We start from the raw sequence: 18,059 nt of genomic DNA, 5'->3' as shown, positions 1-18,059 counted from the left end.
ACATGCTACATTATTTATATACATATCCTGAAACAATAGTCGATGGAGACGGCATCCGGTATTCTATTTATCTGGCCGGATGCAGTCACCGTTGCAAAGGATGCCATAATCCTGAATCGTGGAATCCCAAAGCAGGGAAACCACTTACCGAAGAAGCATTAGAAAGAATAATAAAGGAAATAAACGGTAATCATCTACTAGACGGAGTAACTTTTACAGGAGGAGATCCTTTCTTTAATCCTGAAGAATTCGGTAATGTTCTAGAAAAAGTTCGTAAATCAACAGGATTGAATATATGGTGCTACACCGGTTATACACTGGAAGAACTCATAAACGATAACAGAAGAAAGAATTTACTGCAATATATAGATGTACTTGTAGATGGGAGATTTGAAGAAAGCTTATACTCCCCTACCCTTGAATTCAGAGGAAGCAGCAATCAAAGGATATTACACCTTAAGAAACTACTTAAACAATAAGAAAAGCCATATACAAAGGACTGAAGAAACCATTACGGAAGTTCTCCAGTCCTTGTTTTCTTTATAAAAGAACATATATATACACATTGTATCGCATAATTATTACGTTTTCAAATTTGAAGGCATAAGGTGTATATAATATGTTATACAACACAAATATCAAATACCGTATATAATCTTAAAATTAACATTATCGCTTCAAACTCCGTTTTTTAATTGCAATTTTATCAACTAAAACACAAGATTAACCATAATACATACTTAATTGTGTTTTTCCGTTCGCGGGCACGGAGCCTACATACACGAAAACATGATATAAATCAAGAAAAACATATATTAATATAAAAAACAATCACAACTTATTGCAGAATAAAAAAATATCCATACCTTTGTATCGTGGTTGTGAAACCAGAGAGTAAATTAATAAATAGCACAAAACATTTAAGGTATTAGACTTACTTAAGGTATAAAAATAAAAAGGTATTAGATAAAGGTTATTAGTTTAAAGTAAAGATTAGGTATTAGGTTTAAAGTTAAAGGTATTAGTAAAAAGGTAAAAGGTTTTCAGTTTAAGGATAAAAGGTAAAAAGATCAATAGGTTTAGTGCTAAGGTAAAAAGAAAAGATTAAAAAGGATAACAATTAAGACTAGAAAAACCAAAGAAACAAAGAACCCTAAATTGGGGGGTTCTTTCAGGAAGCCGGCGGCATTCAAGATGATGAATGACGCCTTTTTTTATTTTAATTCTAATCAATCTAACTTTTCTCTTTATATAATAAGTTCGAACATTCATCAAGAAATCATATACAATCTCTCAAGATACGAAATACACACAAGTTATCAATATCCATAATTGCAACATCATCATTACAATTTCAATACAACTAAAATGAAATAATGATTTTTTTCCGTAATTAAGTATAAAAGCACAGAAAATACTATTTATTTGCCATCGGTAAATCTGTTATTTCTTCGATTATTTCTTAACTTTGTAGCGCAAGAAAGAAAAACAGACAATAAAAACACTTTTATAACATAACATAAATAATTAGAATTATGGAATTTGTAACAAACGAAAAACTTACTATCGTAGGTGCTGCCGGTATGATCGGTTCTAACATGGCTCAGACTGCAATCATGATGGGCTTGACTAATAACATCTGCTTGTACGACCCATACGCTCCAGGTTTGGAAGGTGTAGCAGAAGAATTGTTCCACTGCGGCTTTGAAGGTGTAAACATCACTTTCACTTCTGATATCAAAGAAGCTTTGACAGGTGCTAAATATATCGTTAACTCAGGTGGTGCTGCTCGTAAAGCAGGTATGACTCGTGAAGACCTTCTTAAAGGTAATGCAGCTATCGCTGAAGAATTCGGTAAGAACGTTAAGGCTTACTGCCCAGATGTAAAACACATTGTTATCATCTTCAACCCAGCTGATATCACTGGTCTTATCACTTTGTTGTACTCAGGTTTGAAGCCAGGTCAGGTTACAACTCTTGCAGCTCTTGACTCTACTCGTCTTCGCAGCGAATTAGCTAAACACTTCGGTATTTCTATGGACGCTGTTGAAAACTGCCGTACATATGGTGGTCATGGCGAACAGATGGCTGTATTCGCTTCTACAGCTAAAGTTAACGGCAAAGCTTTGACTGACATCATCGGTACAGATGCTTTGACTAAAGAACAGTGGGCTGAAATCCAGCAGAAAGTAACTAAGGGTGGTGCTAACATCATCAACCTCCGCGGACGTTCTTCATTCCAGAGCCCATCATACGTTTCTATCGAAATGATTGGTGCTGCTATGGGTGGTAAAGCATTCCGTTGGCCAGCTGGTACGTACGTATCAAATGATAAGTATGACCACATCATGATGGCGTGGGAAACTTCTATCGACACTGAAGGTTGCCACTGCGCTGCTTTGAACGGAACAGCTGAAGAACAGGCTGCTTTGGATAAGAGCTACGAACACTTGTGCGCTCTTCGTGACGAAGTTATCGCTATGGGCGTTCTTCCTCCAGTATCAGAATGGAACGCATTGAACCCAAATATTAAATAATAATATACAGGTTTTAAATTATATCAGGGGAAACCGCTAAATGTGGTTTCCCCTATTTTTATACCCATAAATCATATTTTTTTATGTACTTTTGCAGCTAATATGATAGATCAGGCCACCATAGACAGAATTCTTGATGCAGCACAAATAGTTGATGTTGTTTCCGACTTCGTTACTCTGCGCAAACGTGGAGTCAACTACGTAGGTTTGTGTCCTTTCCATAATGAAAAGACTCCATCGTTCAGCGTTTCTCCAAGCAAGGGAGTATGCAAATGCTTCAGCTGCGGAAAAGGTGGAAACGCGGTACATTTCATAATGGAACACGAACAACTGTCGTACTATGAGGCTCTGAAATGGCTCGCAAAGAAGTATAATATCGAAATAAAGGAAAGAGAGCTTACAAAGGAGGAAAAGCAGTCTCAAAGTCTGAGAGAAAGTCTTTTCCTTGTCAACCAGTTTGCAGCAGAATATTTTCAGGACATTTTATACAACAACATTGACGGACAAAGCATTGGTATGACTTATTTCCGCCAGAGAGGATTCCGTGACGATATTATCAAGAAATTCCAGCTTGGATATTGTACTGAGTCAAAAGATGCATTGGCTAAAACAGCAGTACAGAAAGGATACAAGCAAGAATTGTTACTCAAAACCGGACTGTGCTACATGAAGGACGACGGAAAAACCATACGCGACCGTTTCTGGGGACGTGTGATTTTCCCGGTTCACAACATCACCGGAAAAGTTGTTGCATTCGGAGGACGTGTACTCAGCGCTGCAACAAAAAACGTACAGATGAAGTACGTCAACTCTCCTGAATCAGAAATCTATCATAAGAGCAAGGAGCTGTACGGAATATACTTTGCCAAACAGTCAATAATCCGCCAGGACAGATGCTTCCTTGTGGAAGGCTACACAGACGTTATCTCAATGCATCAGAGCGGTATTGAGAACGTAGTGGCATCATCAGGAACAGCACTTACATCAGATCAGATAAGACTGATACACAGATTTACGAACAACATCACAGTGTTATACGATGGCGACGGTGCAGGTATAAAAGCCAGTATCCGCGGTATTGACATGCTTTTGGAAGAAGGTATGAATATAAAGGTATGTCTGCTTCCAGACGGTGAGGATCCTGACAGCTTCGCCAGAAAGCATAATGCTACGGAATATCAGGCATACATCAATAATAATGAAGTTGACTTTATACGCTTCAAAACCAACCTGCTTATGGAAGAGGCAGGCAAAGATCCTATTAAAAGGGCTGAACTGATTTCAAGCATAGTAAAAAGTATATCGGTCATTCCCGACAGCATAGTCCGTTCTGTATATATCAGAGAGTGCAGCCAGCTGCTTAAAATGGATGAAAAAATCCTGGTTGAAGCTACAGTCAAACTTATTGAACAGGCAGCAGAAAGTAAGGAAAAGGAAGAAGAAAGAAAGAGACAGAGAGAGGAATACAACAGAAGGCAGCAGGCAATCTCCACTACGCAACAGGAAGAGGAAATTGCTTCAGACAGTAATACAAAGAGTAACAATACTGCAGATATTGTTCCACCTGTGAGCAATCCTACTATTGATAGAAATGAAACTCCCGTTCTTCCACCTGAAGGAAATATACCCCCTCCAGAATTAATGCCGGAAGAGATATCACCGGTTGACACATATTCATCATACATCCCTGCACAGGGAAATGAGAACAAGGTTTTCTACAAGCAGGAAGAAAGTCTTGTGAAAATGATTATCAGATATGGAGAGAAAGTAGTGTGCTGTGTAGAAGACGAAGAAGGCAATGAACAGCCATTCACCGTAACTGAATATATTGCATACAATCTGAAAGTTGACGACATACAGTTCCACAATCCTATACACAGAAAGATACTTAAGGAAGCGGAAGAGAACGTACACAATGAAAACTTTGTGGCAGAGAGATATTTCCTGTCAAATCCGGATCCGCAGATAAGCAAGGTTGCTGCCGACATGTCGAGCGACAGGTACCAGCTTAGCAATTATCATTCTAAAGGCCAGAAAATAATAACAGACGAAGAACGTCTCTACGAACTAGTTCCCCGCCTGCTGCTGGATTTTAAGATTTCTATTTTAAAGGAAGAGATGAAACATACCCTTCAAGCACTGAACGATCCTGCCGTAGCTTCCAATCCGGAGAAATGCGCAGAAATAATGGCACATTTCAAAGATTTGACAGAAACACAGAATATGATTCTGAAAGATGCAGGCGATCGTACCACCAGCCTCTATTAATGGTTGTTTCTGATAAGATTCATGAACTCCTCACGAGTCTTTGCCTGATTAAAAGCTCCTGTAAAATCGGATGTTGTGGTTATTGAATTCTGCTTCTCTACACCACGCATCTGCATACACATGTGTTTGGCTTCTACAACAACCATCACTCCAAGCGGATTCAATGTTTCCTGAATACACTCCTTAATCTGCAGAGTCATTCGTTCCTGCACCTGCAAACGATGCGAGAAGATATCCACCACTCGTGCTATCTTGCTTAATCCTGTTATGTATCCGTTAGGGATATAAGCTACATGAGCCTTACCATAGAAAGGAAGCATGTGATGTTCGCATAAAGAGAAGAAATCTATGTCCTTCACGATGACCATCTGACTGTATTCTTCCTGGAATTTCGCTGCATTAAGCACTGCTTTCGGATCCATTTCATATCCTCTTGTAAGAGTCAACATTGCTTTTGCAACACGTTCCGGTGTTTTCAGAAGTCCTTCACGCTCAGGATCTTCTCCAAGCAATGACAATATCTCCCTGTAATGCCCCATCAATTTCTGAACCTTCTCTTCAGGCCAGTTTATCATATCGGTTGTCATCATCATCTGTATATATTATTCTATAGGAATATTTATCTGTTCACGCACTATTGCCACTTCCTTAAAACTTCCTTCAGCTTTCAGCTGTCTCATTGCTACATGGGCCTCTTCTATACTTTTATAGTCGCCCACTCTGCATAACCAGCGAGGCGGTTGGAAAAATGTATATACCGGCATATCTGGAAACTTTTCCTTAACCTTCTCTGCCACAATGTTAGCCTCATCTCTGGCCTGACGGGAATTATTGCCAGCATAGACCTGTACACGATATCCGCGTGTTTTTATAACTCTCTGCGCTTCAGAAGAGCCAGTCCTGACAAAACGTTTGCCTATCATATCGGTTATCTGGGCATCCTGATGTACAGTCACCTTACCTTGACCGGGAACGTTTGTCTGCAAACTTTCCACTATATTACTCTGTGCCACGGCAATTCCCGATGAGACAGTAAAGACTAAAGATAAAAAATATTTCATCATACCGGTTGATTGAATTTTTAAAGACAGTATTCCGGACATAACTTCCGGAATACTGCCATATTATTTAAACTACAGACCTGTGTCTGCAATAAATTATTTGAATGCGTCGATGATACCCTTGAAGTCAGCAGCTTTCAAAGCAGCTCCACCAATAAGACCACCGTCAACATCAGGATTAGCGAACAATTCCTTAGCGTTAGAAGGTTTGCAGCTACCACCATAAAGGATAGATGTGTTTTCAGCAACTTCCTTACCGTATTTAGCAGCAACCAATGAACGGATGTGAGCGTGGATTTCCTGAGCCTGTTCTGGAGTAGCAGTCTTACCTGTACCGATAGCCCAAACTGGTTCGTAAGCCAAGATTACTTTACCGAAATCTTCAGCTGACAAAGAGAATACAGAAGCAAGCTGAGCTTCAACTACTTCATTCTGCTTGTTAGCTTCGCGTTCTTCAAGAACTTCACCGATACAGAAGATTGGCTTCAAGTTGTTAGCCAAAGCAAGTTTAACTTTTTCTTCAAGGATTTCTACTGTTTCGTGATAGTAAGCACGACGTTCAGAGTGACCAAGGATTACGTACTGAGCACCTGTAGAAGCTACCATTTCTGCAGAAACTTCACCTGTATATGCACCAGAAACTTTGTCTGCACAGTTTTCTGCACCTACACCGATGATTGAGCTGTCAACGATAGGAGTTACAGAAGCCAAGTGGATGAACGGAGTACAGATTATCACGTCGCAGTTTGGCTTGTCAGCAGTCAAAACTTCATTCAATTCTTTTGCCAAAGCAATACCTTCTTGCAGGTTCTTGTTCATTTTCCAGTTACCTGCTACAATGTTTTTTCTCATCTTGTTGAAATAATTAAATAGTTAAATATAAAAGGTTATAATCAATCTTTCTTTTCATTTACTCCTTTATTTGGAGCAGGAATAAACTTTTTCTTTCTGTGTATGTTCAACCATATCAAATCTATGATTATGAACAATATCAACGGTCCGAAGAACCAAACCAACATTTCTGTAACCTTTGTCCAGAATGTATTATCGTCAAGTTGTCCTATAGGAAGTTCCTCCAAAGGCCCAGACAGCTGATACTCGTCAGGCAAAGAAAAATTACTCCATTTTCTTATCACCACACCGTCTTTCAACAATATCATACCCGGATTGGAACGAATAATGGTTTTCAGCGTTATCTCGTCCATTGTGGCAAACGGATATTCCGCTCCAGTATAATCCTGCCATCTTGATATAGCTTCATCCGATGATGCTGTTACACAATAGAACTTATAGCCATGATCCAACGAATAATCATACACTTCGTTTATCAGATCCATTGAACTGTCATCAGCCTTTTCAAGCCATGGCGAAACCAGAAGAAAAACATAGTTACTATTCAGAATTTCTTCAGTTATATCAGCGCCATCGTCATTCGATATCACAACAAAATCCTTGATTGGCGGTTCATAGCCCTTTTCTTTCAGTACAGTCTGCGACTCTACAAATGTCCATGTGGTATCGGTCGGGAAATTATCTATAGTAAAATCCTTCTTCACACCATCTTTCTGGTATGTAAATATGGTTTCATAAACAGGAAGTTTCACCCCCTCAGGTATCTCCATTCCAGCCTTGATGTCAGCCCCTATATGATACGGACGAAAGTCAAATACCGGTAAATGATTAAGGGTGAAATATGTGAACAGAAATATAAAGACAGTACTGTACATTGCTACCAGCCAATCCACCTTATCAGTCACTAACTTGAATACACTCCTGTTACGCACAAAGACAAATACTGACGCCAGAAGAAGGACTACATTCTTCCAAAAAGTATCCCAATTTGACAAATGAACGGCATCTCCGAAACATCCGCAATCTGAAATAGGATTGGAAACAGCAAGCCACAACGTAAGAGGAGTCATTACAAGCATAAAAAGCAGACAGGATATTGAAGCCAATTTACGTCGTATCCCAAACAGGAGGTAAGAACCTAAAGTAAATTCCACTATAGCCATTATCCAGGCTATAAGATAAGGTACAAAACCGGAAATCCATCCGGCCAGCCCGAAAGCTTCAAAATAGTCCTCTACTTTATAGACTGTTCCCATCGGATCATTGGCTTTAATGAATCCCGAAAACAGGAATACTATAGCCAAGAGGAAGCGACATATATTTACGCCTACATAAACAGCCCTATGTATATACTTATTCTCCAAACTCAAGTTTTATTAATCCGAACACCGAATAGTTAATCATATCCATGTAGTTGGCATCCACTCCTTCCGAAACCAATGTCTCACCACCAAGTTCTTCTATCTGTTTGGTTCTGTATATCTTCATAAGAATCAAGTCCGTATATGACGATATACGCATACTGCGCCAAGCCTCATCGTAATCATGGTTTTTTGCCAACATAAGCTCCAATGCTTTCTTTGCGTATTTGTCATACATCTCAAGCGCACGCTCTATGCTCATATCGTTAGTCTCGGCAAAACCCAGTTCCAACTGGATAAGTCCTATTATACCATAATTTACTATTGCTATGAATTCCGAACGGATACCTTCGTCGATAAGGGCAACACCCTTCACTTCTATACTGCGGATGCGGTTAGCCTTTATGAATATCTGGTCTGTTACCGAAGACGGACGCATGATGCGCCACGCTGCGCCATAATCATGCAATTTCTTTTCGTAAAGGCTACGACATATTTCTATAACGTGTTCAAACTGTTGTTTAGTATCTTTCATAAACCAATTGAATATGTGGCAAAGTTACTTATTTTTCGTATAAACACATAATAAAAAAGGTGGAAATGCTTTTGCATTCCACCTTTTTTAATCATATAAACGTCAAATAAGATTCTATATTAAAGTATTATACAGAATTATGAACAACGCAACACCTGTCCGATTCTGAGAACTGTATTACGTTTTATACCGTTCATGCTACACAGCTTGTCAATTGAGATATGATATTTTCTTGATATTGAGCCCAAAGTGTCACCACTTTTAATTTTATGATAACGTATGGAGTTAGCGGCTGCTGTAACCTTCTTCATGTCACCGTTCTTTAGTGCAGCCAACGCTCTTGTACGCTGATAATTATACATATTGGCTCCCTTTATGAATAGATAGCTGTCTGCCACAATATCCTGTTTTGGAAAATCGAAAAGGAACTCAGGATTGATTACCTGACCGAGCAATCTTGTTTCGAAATGAAGATGCGAACCTGTTGAACGTCCTGTATTCCCCCCCAGACCTATTACCTCGCCAGCCTTTACGAACTGGTCTTCCTTGACTAGCTGCTTCGAAAGGTGACCATAGATTGTTTCAAGTCCGTTATCATGGCGAATTACCACATACTTACCATAACCAGAACGTTCATATCTCACGATTCTTACTCTACCGCTGAACGCCGCACGTATTGTATCGCCGATATATACCTTTATGTCAAGTCCGTTGTGCATACGTCTCCATCTGGGACCACACTTCGAAGTAATCTTTGTATGTGGTGTAGGCATACAGAAGCCTGTTAAATCTATTCTGAAAGTATCCGGTACAGTCACTTTGTTTCCGTAGGCATGAACCCTTTCATTGCTCCATTCCGGATAAAGCGAATAAGCCGGGTAGAAGGCTTGTTCTGTTTCAATCTGACGTACCAAAGCTAGTGAGTCAACAGACTTTAGCTTCCTATCTATGGGTGCCTGCTTGGCCAACAAGTCCTGTGCCGAAGTATTTACAGACACCAAAGCAAAAGCTGCGACCGATAATGTTCTAAGAATTTTAATAAGCATTTTACAGTTAATATTTTTATATATGAGTATAAGAAATACACGTTTTATACATATTATCCCTTATACCTAACAACTCAAAACTAAAAAGGTTTTCAAAAAATCCTTGTAAAGATAAGTTTTTTTGTGGAGCGAGGCAAGTCAGATTAAGCATTTTTTACGTATTTTCATACACTATATACGTAAAAACAAGTATTATATGTTGAGTAACATATTTTGAGCAAATTTAGATGTTACTATTCCTTTACATACTTTCCGGCATTCCAATTGAATTTTAATGAATCCACTGTATATGGCTTCATGATATCGGCACTTTCCTTGCCCATAGCTTCAAGAGTATTACACTTGAATACAATACTATTGTCCTTGTCTGACAATTCAGCTTTCATTATATACATTTCATTGGCGAAATCTTCTCTTGAAACTGTGCTTACACTGTCATTAGAAGATTTATAGAAATCCTCATGTCCCGGAAGAGAAATAAAGTTATGCAACGGCAATTCTTTCCAGTCGGTAGAATAGAAATATACCTGACTGTCTTCTGCTGGTCCGTTGTATGTTTTTACCACACAAACCACATTTACCGAATCATTCAATGGCAACAGTTTCATTTCCTCTGATGATGCCTCTGTGGTTTTAAGCTTCAGATAATCGTCCGTAAGCTTAAGCATTTCCGATTGACCTCCGAATCTGTTCTTTACTACAGCCTTCATTCCCGATGACAGGAAATCGGCAAAGTCCTGACGGTTTACCTTAGTCAGTAGCGGAGAAAGTGAGTCAGGCATTGAAACGAATACTGAGTTTATATTTTGTGCATTAGCCGAAAGGCTTAAAAGTATAGAAAACAATAGAATTAATCTCATATTTATATTTTAAAAGCATTTAATAAACATCGAAACTCCTTGATATATTCTGGTACCGACAATTGTCGGCAGTGGTGCAGACCAAGGTCGGCAATGCTACCGACAATTGTCAGAAGCTCTGCTCACAGCTGTCAGCAGCAGGATATATGCTTTCAACGGAAAAGTTTCTCTATATCATCATCATTCATAAGTGCAAGAACAGTCTTTCCGTCTGGTGTATAATTTGGTGCCGGAGCAGAGAACAGCCCGTCAACCAAAGCATTCATTTCATCGTTGGAAAGCACCTGACCAGCAACAATGGCAGAAGCACGTGCCATTGAAAGTGCAATCATGCTTTGAACCTCTTCTTTCACCTTACAGCCTTTCTCTATTGCCGAATGAACAATATTAGTTATCAGCTGTTCAGGATTGAGTCCCTCAATATCGGCAGGTACACCATTAATGGAATATGTTCCTCCACCAAGCGGACTGAGTTCAAATCCCAATGATGTCAAATCATCCATAATTTCTTCCAGTACAGGAACTTCGGAAGGTGAAAAATGAATCATGTCGGGAAACAGCATACGCTGTGACAATCCTACGTGTTTCTGTATCTGATCCATATACTTGTCATACAGTATCCTTACGTGTGCCCTATGCTGGTCGATAATCATAAGTCCGGATTTCACCGAAGTAAGAATGTATGTTCCTTTGTACTGATAATGCTGCGCAGCTTTTTCCGTAATGACAGCATCCGGATGCTCATCATATATGGTAGCCTCTTCTGCATCCTCATGAAATTTTCCCGAGAAAACGTTTTCTTCTGAGAAAGGACTCACATCTTCCTCCACAGTACGTGTCTGTCTCTCCAATCCTTGATAGAATGGCTCCCATTCTGTCTTTTTCTTGCTTGCTGAAGAATAAGACGACGGGGGAACAATAGAAGACGATTGGTTGAACGGATTATATGAAGGGTCATACGAAGTAGGCGGAAGTTCACTTCCTATTGAACCGGCCATATCAATGGCTGGAATATCAGGCATACCCTCGGTATCAAAATCTATCGAAGGTACGGCATTAAATCTGCCTAATGTTTCCTTTACAGCCGCAGATAATATCTGCCAGATGGCTTGTTCATTCTCAAACTTTATTTCGGTCTTGGTAGGATGGATATTGACATCTATATTGGCAGGATCCACATCAAAATATATAAAATAAGACACTTGTTCACCTACCGGAATAAGATGCTCGTATGCATCTGCCACAGCCTTATGGAAATAAGGATGACGCATATATCTGCCATTCACAAAGAAGAACTGACGTGCACCTTTCTTTCTGGCCGTTTCGGGCTTACCTATAAAGCCGTGAATGTTTACCATAGTAGTATCGATATCCAGCGACAACAGATCCTGGTTCAGTTTCTTGCCGAACACTCCCATTATGCGCTGTCTAAGCTGTATGGCAGGCAGGTTCAGAATTTCCGTTCCATTATGATGGAATGTGAACGATACTTCCGGATTTACGAGAGCTATTCTTTCGAATTCCGATATTATGTTGCTCAGTTCAGTCTGATTTGATTTGAGAAATTTTCTTCTTGCAGGAACATTAAAAAACAAATTTCGCACTATGAAATTACTTCCTTCAGGGCATGCCACCGGTTCTTGTTTTTCCACTTTGGAGCCGGAAATCAGAATAGACGTACCCAACTCCTCACCGTGCTGCCTTGTACGCAATTCTACTTCGGCTACTGCAGCTATAGATGCCAGCGCCTCTCCGCGGAAGCCCATAGTCCGTAGAGCAAACAAATCCGAAGCCTCGCGTATCTTTGAAGTGGCATGGCGTTCGAAGGCCAGACGCGCGTCTGTTTCCGACATTCCTTTACCATTGTCTATCACCTGGATGCATGTCTTTCCGGCATCTGTCACAGATACATCAATATGTCCTGCTCCGGCATCAATGGCATTCTCAACCAGTTCCTTTATCACCGAAGCCGGCCTCTGGATAACTTCACCCGCTGCAATCTGATTGGCTACAGAGTCGGGCAACAAACGGATTATATCGCTCATAAATTATGTTTCTCCTTTATTTAATCAAAAAGTAAAGCTACCTGTTATAAGATAATGCAGGATATAAAGCAATAACACAATAGCCACAAACAATGTTGCATAACTGAGCGGTTTTCTGCCACTCTCCTTACGACGTTTCAGATATTTTGTACCTTCAACAAATTTTCCTCTGATATCTTCAGGAGAAAACTCCTTAGGAGGCAACATGCCAAGCTCACGTTTTGCAGTTTCCTCTATCTTCTGCAGCTTTTCCTTACGCTCATCCACATAGATATACTCATGGTGATACGCTCTCGGTTTTCTCATTGTAAACATTCCCATAATATTATCTATTTATCGTTAAACAAATGCTGGTTAGGCAACTCTATAGGTCCGCGAACATTCTTCTTCAGCTGATCTTCAAGCTTCTTGCCACGCCAGTTGAATATATCCTTCTTATTCAAAGGACGAATATAGTCAAACCATACGAAATTATCAAGATGACTTTTCTCCAAAGGTATCTGAGACATAGGATATAGAGTACCATTCGACTTAGGACTCATCACCATGCGTTCCAATTGCTGGTTTTCAAGATATATATCCAGCTGACTGGTTTCAGACACGTTCATTCCTATAAGAAGACTGTCGGAGTCCATTGGATAATACACTAACCGGACAGAACCTATCACCTCTACTTTTTCCATAAGTCCGTCTTCGAAATACGCCTTGATTTCCTTTCCGGAAATCTGATTGAACAATGTAGTATCTACAGGTATCTGTTCCACAGAAAGAGCCTGATTGATGATATGTGCCCAGTCTATGGTACTGTCGTTCATATATATATTTATCTGTTCGCCCAAAAGTTGCTGGTTTTCATTCCATAGGACAGGATCCTTATACATGATAAGACATGAATCTTTCGACGAGAACACCAGTGAGTCCGCTACTCCCTGGACATCTGTTCTGTAAAACCTTACCTTATGGTATGCCTTTACCTCCCTATACATAGAGTCAGTGTCAAGATGGAAAGTATTCATACTGAGGGTATCAGCATGTAGGAAAAGACTGTCTCCCTGAGAGTAATCTATAGCTACTGCATTCTTCGTAACGAAAGCACTTTTCAGTTTCTCATTGTAATAACCATAGTCCCCAAGCATCATGTTCTTGTTTAGAGTATCTGTCATTACTATGTTTGAGAAAGCCTCGCCAATACCTGTGTTTCTGTCGTAGAACAATGAATCTCCTGTCAGTTGCTTGCTGTCGCTTGTCAACACCGAACGCTGATACAGGTCTGCCTTACCGGTCTGTGTATCATAATATCCCGACTCGGAATAAATATAATTGTTGTCGCTGTAAATATCAGAAGGACCAACAATATTTGCCACCTTTGTCAATGTACTGTATTTCAACGTATCAGACAGCATTGTAAACTGTGGGTTTTCCAGTTTCACATTGTAATAGAAAACAGACATTTTGGTAGAAGGACTATATTCTCCCCATTCGGAAGTCAGTACATTCTGGTCGTCCATCATTGTTCCACCATCGAAGAAATATCCAAGATTGAATATTCTGTCATAGTTCAAGCTATCGGTAAGCAATGTTGTTGTTCTGTTTTCCATTCTTACGTTCATTCGCATCTGCGCAATCTGGGTCAGCCCGTCATAATACAATCTGTCACCATATAGGAACAAAGTATCCCCCTGTTCCATACGTACATTGCTGAATGCCTCGAATGAATTTATCTTGTCATAATAATATGCACTGTCGCAATACATATACACACTGTCATGACGGAAGACTACGTTTCCAACCACTATTTGCGCGTCAGGATGCAGAGCGTCTTTTTTCAGTTTGTCGGCACGCAACAAATATACCTTACTTTTCTGTTTCGGCTGAGTCTGTGTCCTGCCGTCCTGCATATTGGCAGCCGTCAGGCAAAAGCCCAACAGGCAGAGAGTACATAACAACAGTACTCTCTGCCCGCCAAATAACATTATTTTTTTCTTTATATCAAACATTCTGTCTATTTAGGCAATAATGTAAATTATCATTCCTTGATCCATCCCGGATATTTAAAATCACATTTTCTCCAATTAGGATTAATTCGAACGTATGTATTTTTCTGTTTTTCAACAATCCATTCCTGAATTTTCTCTTCACTGCGTTTTGCAGTCACCATACTCTTCAGTCGTTGATAATCTTCAGTTATGGTAGCCTTGTGTGCATCAATTCTGTTTTTCAACTTAACGATGGCACACACCTCCTTACCTTTTGAGTTAATCATCGTAAATGGCTTTGATATTTCACCTATCTGCATACCTTCAACCACCTTTGCTACTTCCTGAGATACCAGTCCGGCAAGATGCTGCATTTCGAAACGAGAAGTTCCTGTTTGAGGATTGGCCAACAATCCATGATTATTCTTTGTATCCTTGTCCTGAGATACCCATGTGGCAGCCTCATCGAATGTCACTTTTCCTTTTCGTATATCATTAGCCAAGGTATCGAGTTTGTTGAGCGCCTCTTCTATTTCCTGTTCATCAACTTTAGGCTTCATAAGTATATGACGATAACTTACTCTATCACCTCTTTTTTCAATCAGCTGTGCTATGTGGTATCCATACTCTGTTTCAAAAACTTTTGAAATCTTCTTCGGATCTGTCATATTGAATATCACATTCGCAAATTCCGGTGTCAACTCACCTCTTCCTGTAAATCCGTATTCACCTCCACGGCGTGCAGAACCAGGGTCTTCGGAATAATACATAGCCAATACAGAGAATGAAGATTCTCCCTTGTATATCTGTTCAGTGAAATCACGAAGTTTTTTCTTTACTCTTTCTATTTCCTCCTCTTTAATCTTAGGTTCGCGTACTATAATCTGCACCTCAACCTGAGTAGGAATACTAGGAATACTGTCAGAAGGCAAATTCTTGAAATAATTTCTAACCTCTGCCGGTGTCAGTTTAATATCCCCTACAAGCTCACGTTGCATCTGCTGCACAATAAGTCCGTTACGGATATTCTCTCTCAACATTTCGCGTATTTGAGTAGATGTCTTATTATAATATTCCTCCATTTTTTCCTTTGAACCTATCTGATCGATAAGCCATGCAGTCTGCTGCTCTACCTTCTGTATAACTTCCTGCTCTGAAACTTCTATACTGTCAATCTCTGCCTGATGCAAAAACAGTTTCTGCACAGCCAATTCTTCCGGAATGACACAATATGGATCTCCGTCAAAACGTCGTCCCTCATATTGGGCATTCAACCTTTCATTCTCAACATCAGATTTCAGAATAGCTTCATCGCCAACCACCCAAACGACTTCGTCTATAACATTGTCCTGGGCATTTACTGTCAATCCCACAAAAGATAATAGTAGGAACAAACCAAATCGAATTACACTTAATTTATTCATTTGAGGCATTAAAATATTTTATATCATTATTATCACAGGCTTCGTCATACAAATCTTTCTTCATTTTTGTTATAAACTCCACCCTTTTATTATTCATAATTATTTCTCTAATATCTTTCCCTGCATATTCCAAAGGCAAAATTTCACCCTTTCCAAGGTAATCTTCTATATGAAGGAAATAATAGAATGCAGAATCACTTAACTCTATATTCTTATTCTTTCCAATATTGTTTTTTTCTTTGTCAGCATCAGTCGGCAATCTAAGAAAAAAGTCATTCACAGATCTCCACCTGTCATAAAAATACTCATAATCAACAGCATTACGCAAACCGTATTTTTCTATCTTGTCAACTGAGCGTTCAGAACCGTCCTTATACCACTGCCTTACTTGAGAAATCCCTGAAGCTGTTTTCGGTACTTTTATATAAAGACCTTTTATGTATGGCTCAACAGCCAGAAAGGCATCCTTATTTTCATTGTAGTACTCTTCAACCTCACTATCAGGAATTAAGTTTTCAACTTCCTGACTTACAATCTGCTCTATATATGTATGAGTTATCAACTCCCTACGATACGAATTGACCAATTCATTTATTCCGGCATCATCAGGTATATTACCCTCAGCTTTTGCATAAAGCAACATATCATCAATCCAGTTTTTGATATATCTGTCAGCCATCTCGGCACTATCCTTTTCAGATATTCCCGGAGGTGTTACCGCCATGACATCTTCCATATAAAGATAATTATCCCCCACCTGAACAAGTGGTGTCTTACCTTTATGGTCAACTGTCTCGGTACACCCGGAAGCAAGCAATACAAAAGCCGTTATAATACAAAAAAGATATCTGTAGTACATTTTTCAATAAATCAGTGAACGAAGATACTGTATAAATCAATTACTTCCATCACAATTAACTGTTTTTAAAACGTCTATATACTTTTCTACCCTAAATTTACGTTCCAAATCCTGAAAATAAAGCTTCTCGCATTCCTGTTTATAATCCTGAATCAACACATCATATACATCATGATAATTATCAGCCATATAGTCAAGCTTCTTTCCAAGAATAAAAGTATATGGAAACTCATTCATTTCTTTATATTCTCCGCATTTAAAGGCCAATTTATCTATGTATTCATTTTCGCCGATTTCAAAAAGACCGACTTCAATTACAGAATCATAAACTTTATTTTCACGTATCAATTCATTCAGTTTATCATTCCATAACTCCATAGGCAACTTTTTCAACTTACGTCTTATTTTAGAACCTGACTTTTTGCTTTTACAATGAATTACAGCTCCTTTGTAATGCGGGAACTCCCATCTGTATTTACCCCTGTTCCGTTTGAAGAATTCCTCCAAATCTTTTTTCGATGCTTTAGAAGTTAACAAATCATCCTTCTTATCAAGTTCTGCTACAAGCAACGTTTCATAAGCCATTTTCAAAACAGAATGAGCATCACTTTCATCATGAAGCAATCTTACTATATTAACTCCTTCCGGAGAGATAAAAGGCTTTGAACATCCTCCTACAGAAATGCCACTCATGGCATCTTTTACTTCATTCAGCAAAAACCTTGTATCATGATATACACATTGCTCTAATCTTGAGTCTGCATCTCTGGCAAGAATACGTTCTGTCTGTTCGCCGGACATAATCTTAGAATACACATCCTGCATAAAAGCAAATGCCTTATCAGACACTTCATTCTGACGTAGCTTATAAGTAATCACCTGAATAACAGCATTGCCACTTTGCTGTTTTTCATTAAGATTATCTATTCCCGACAGTTCATTACTTAAAAGCCCAAATTCCTTCTTAAAACCGGACTCTTCGTCTAGACCTCTACTCTTGGCCTCATATACTTTCAACTTAAACTGAAGGAAATAATAAAAATAATCCTCTACAGAACAATCTGATATTTTTGATATGTTTCTATAATACTGTTCATATTCCGACAAAAGGATTTCATCACCATTTATTTTCAATATGACTTTGTCGGACTGATTATACGGATACAGTCCGAGACAGCACCATATAAACATAAAACATAATACAAATAATCTTCTCATGATAAAAAAATAGCATG

The 18,059-nt window shown here is 39.1% G+C and carries 16 protein-coding genes; 3 read left to right on the top strand and 13 right to left on the bottom strand.

The features are described from left to right. Positions 1-2: 2 nt before the first annotated feature. The 3 genes from nrdG (at position 3) to dnaG (ending at position 4,805) form a co-directional block, all read left to right on the top strand. Positions 3-479 carry an anaerobic ribonucleoside-triphosphate reductase activating protein gene (nrdG, locus tag H6A61_RS09045; RefSeq protein ID WP_204393006.1) on the top strand — a complete coding sequence of 159 codons (477 nt, stop codon included), beginning with the start codon at positions 3-5 and terminating at the stop codon, positions 477-479. 1,056 nt (positions 480-1,535) lie between these two features. Next, complete coding sequence (locus tag H6A61_RS09040; protein ID WP_204393004.1) at positions 1,536-2,537, top strand: malate dehydrogenase; 1,002 nt, start codon at positions 1,536-1,538, stop codon at positions 2,535-2,537. A gap of 102 nt (positions 2,538-2,639) precedes the next feature. Continuing rightward, a complete protein-coding gene (gene dnaG / locus H6A61_RS09035; RefSeq protein WP_204393002.1) occupies positions 2,640-4,805 on the top strand; it encodes a DNA primase in 2,166 nt (721 codons plus the stop codon). Here the strand turns inward: dnaG and folE are convergent. The 13 genes from folE to H6A61_RS08970 all read right to left on the bottom strand — a co-directional run bounded on the left by folE (position 4,802) and on the right by H6A61_RS08970 (position 18,042). Beyond that, complete coding sequence (gene folE / locus H6A61_RS09030; RefSeq protein ID WP_154044199.1) at positions 4,802-5,380, bottom strand: GTP cyclohydrolase I FolE; 579 nt, start codon at positions 5,378-5,380, stop codon at positions 4,802-4,804. The two genes, dnaG and folE, sit on opposite strands and share 4 nt — an antisense overlap. A 27-nt stretch (positions 5,381-5,407) precedes the next feature. Next, positions 5,408-5,869: an SPOR domain-containing protein gene (locus H6A61_RS09025; RefSeq protein WP_154044177.1), complete on the bottom strand. Its 462-nt coding sequence runs from the start codon at positions 5,867-5,869 to the stop codon at positions 5,408-5,410. Between the two features lie 93 nt (positions 5,870-5,962). Next, complete coding sequence (gene tpiA, locus H6A61_RS09020) at positions 5,963-6,718, bottom strand: triose-phosphate isomerase (RefSeq protein WP_154044176.1); 756 nt, start codon at positions 6,716-6,718, stop codon at positions 5,963-5,965. 41 nt (positions 6,719-6,759) lie between these two features. After that, complete coding sequence (locus H6A61_RS09015; RefSeq protein ID WP_154044175.1) at positions 6,760-8,082, bottom strand: BT_3928 family protein; 1,323 nt, start codon at positions 8,080-8,082, stop codon at positions 6,760-6,762. Next, positions 8,072-8,614 carry a DUF1599 domain-containing protein gene (locus H6A61_RS09010; protein WP_154044174.1) on the bottom strand — a complete coding sequence of 181 codons (543 nt, stop codon included), beginning with the start codon at positions 8,612-8,614 and terminating at the stop codon, positions 8,072-8,074. The genes H6A61_RS09015 and H6A61_RS09010 overlap by 11 nt, the downstream gene beginning before the upstream one ends. A 137-nt stretch (positions 8,615-8,751) precedes the next feature. After that, on the bottom strand, positions 8,752-9,660 hold the full coding sequence (locus H6A61_RS09005; RefSeq protein ID WP_204393000.1) for a peptidoglycan DD-metalloendopeptidase family protein: 909 nt from the start codon (positions 9,658-9,660) through the stop codon (positions 8,752-8,754). Positions 9,661-9,893: 233 nt separating this feature from the next. After that, on the bottom strand, positions 9,894-10,520 hold the full coding sequence (locus tag H6A61_RS09000) for a DUF3256 family protein (protein WP_204392998.1): 627 nt from the start codon (positions 10,518-10,520) through the stop codon (positions 9,894-9,896). Between the two features lie 152 nt (positions 10,521-10,672). Beyond that, the gene (gene mutL / locus H6A61_RS08995) at positions 10,673-12,565 is read right to left on the bottom strand and encodes a DNA mismatch repair endonuclease MutL (protein WP_204392996.1); all 1,893 of its coding nucleotides are present in this window, start codon (positions 12,563-12,565) and stop codon (positions 10,673-10,675) included. 24 nt (positions 12,566-12,589) lie between these two features. Continuing rightward, positions 12,590-12,886: a hypothetical protein gene (locus H6A61_RS08990; RefSeq protein WP_204392994.1), complete on the bottom strand. Its 297-nt coding sequence runs from the start codon at positions 12,884-12,886 to the stop codon at positions 12,590-12,592. Between the two features lie 8 nt (positions 12,887-12,894). Then, positions 12,895-14,562 carry an OstA-like protein gene (locus H6A61_RS08985; RefSeq protein ID WP_154044169.1) on the bottom strand — a complete coding sequence of 556 codons (1,668 nt, stop codon included), beginning with the start codon at positions 14,560-14,562 and terminating at the stop codon, positions 12,895-12,897. A gap of 29 nt (positions 14,563-14,591) precedes the next feature. Continuing rightward, a complete protein-coding gene (locus H6A61_RS08980; RefSeq protein ID WP_204392992.1) occupies positions 14,592-15,965 on the bottom strand; it encodes a peptidylprolyl isomerase in 1,374 nt (457 codons plus the stop codon). Continuing rightward, positions 15,958-16,824, bottom strand: a complete 867-nt coding sequence (locus H6A61_RS08975; RefSeq protein ID WP_204392990.1) for a peptidyl-prolyl cis-trans isomerase — start codon at positions 16,822-16,824, stop codon at positions 15,958-15,960. The genes H6A61_RS08980 and H6A61_RS08975 overlap by 8 nt, the downstream gene beginning before the upstream one ends. 36 nt (positions 16,825-16,860) lie before the next feature. Beyond that, the gene (locus tag H6A61_RS08970) at positions 16,861-18,042 is read right to left on the bottom strand and encodes a hypothetical protein (RefSeq protein ID WP_204392985.1); all 1,182 of its coding nucleotides are present in this window, start codon (positions 18,040-18,042) and stop codon (positions 16,861-16,863) included. Positions 18,043-18,059 lie beyond the last annotated feature (17 nt).

Origin of the sequence: Bacteroides caecigallinarum, assembly GCF_016901995.1 — a bacterium.
In the GTDB taxonomy this organism is placed as follows: domain Bacteria; phylum Bacteroidota; class Bacteroidia; order Bacteroidales; family Bacteroidaceae; genus Phocaeicola; species Phocaeicola cellulolyticus.
Note: the sequence above shows the minus strand (reverse complement) of the source record. Positions and strands in the feature narration are given on the sequence as shown.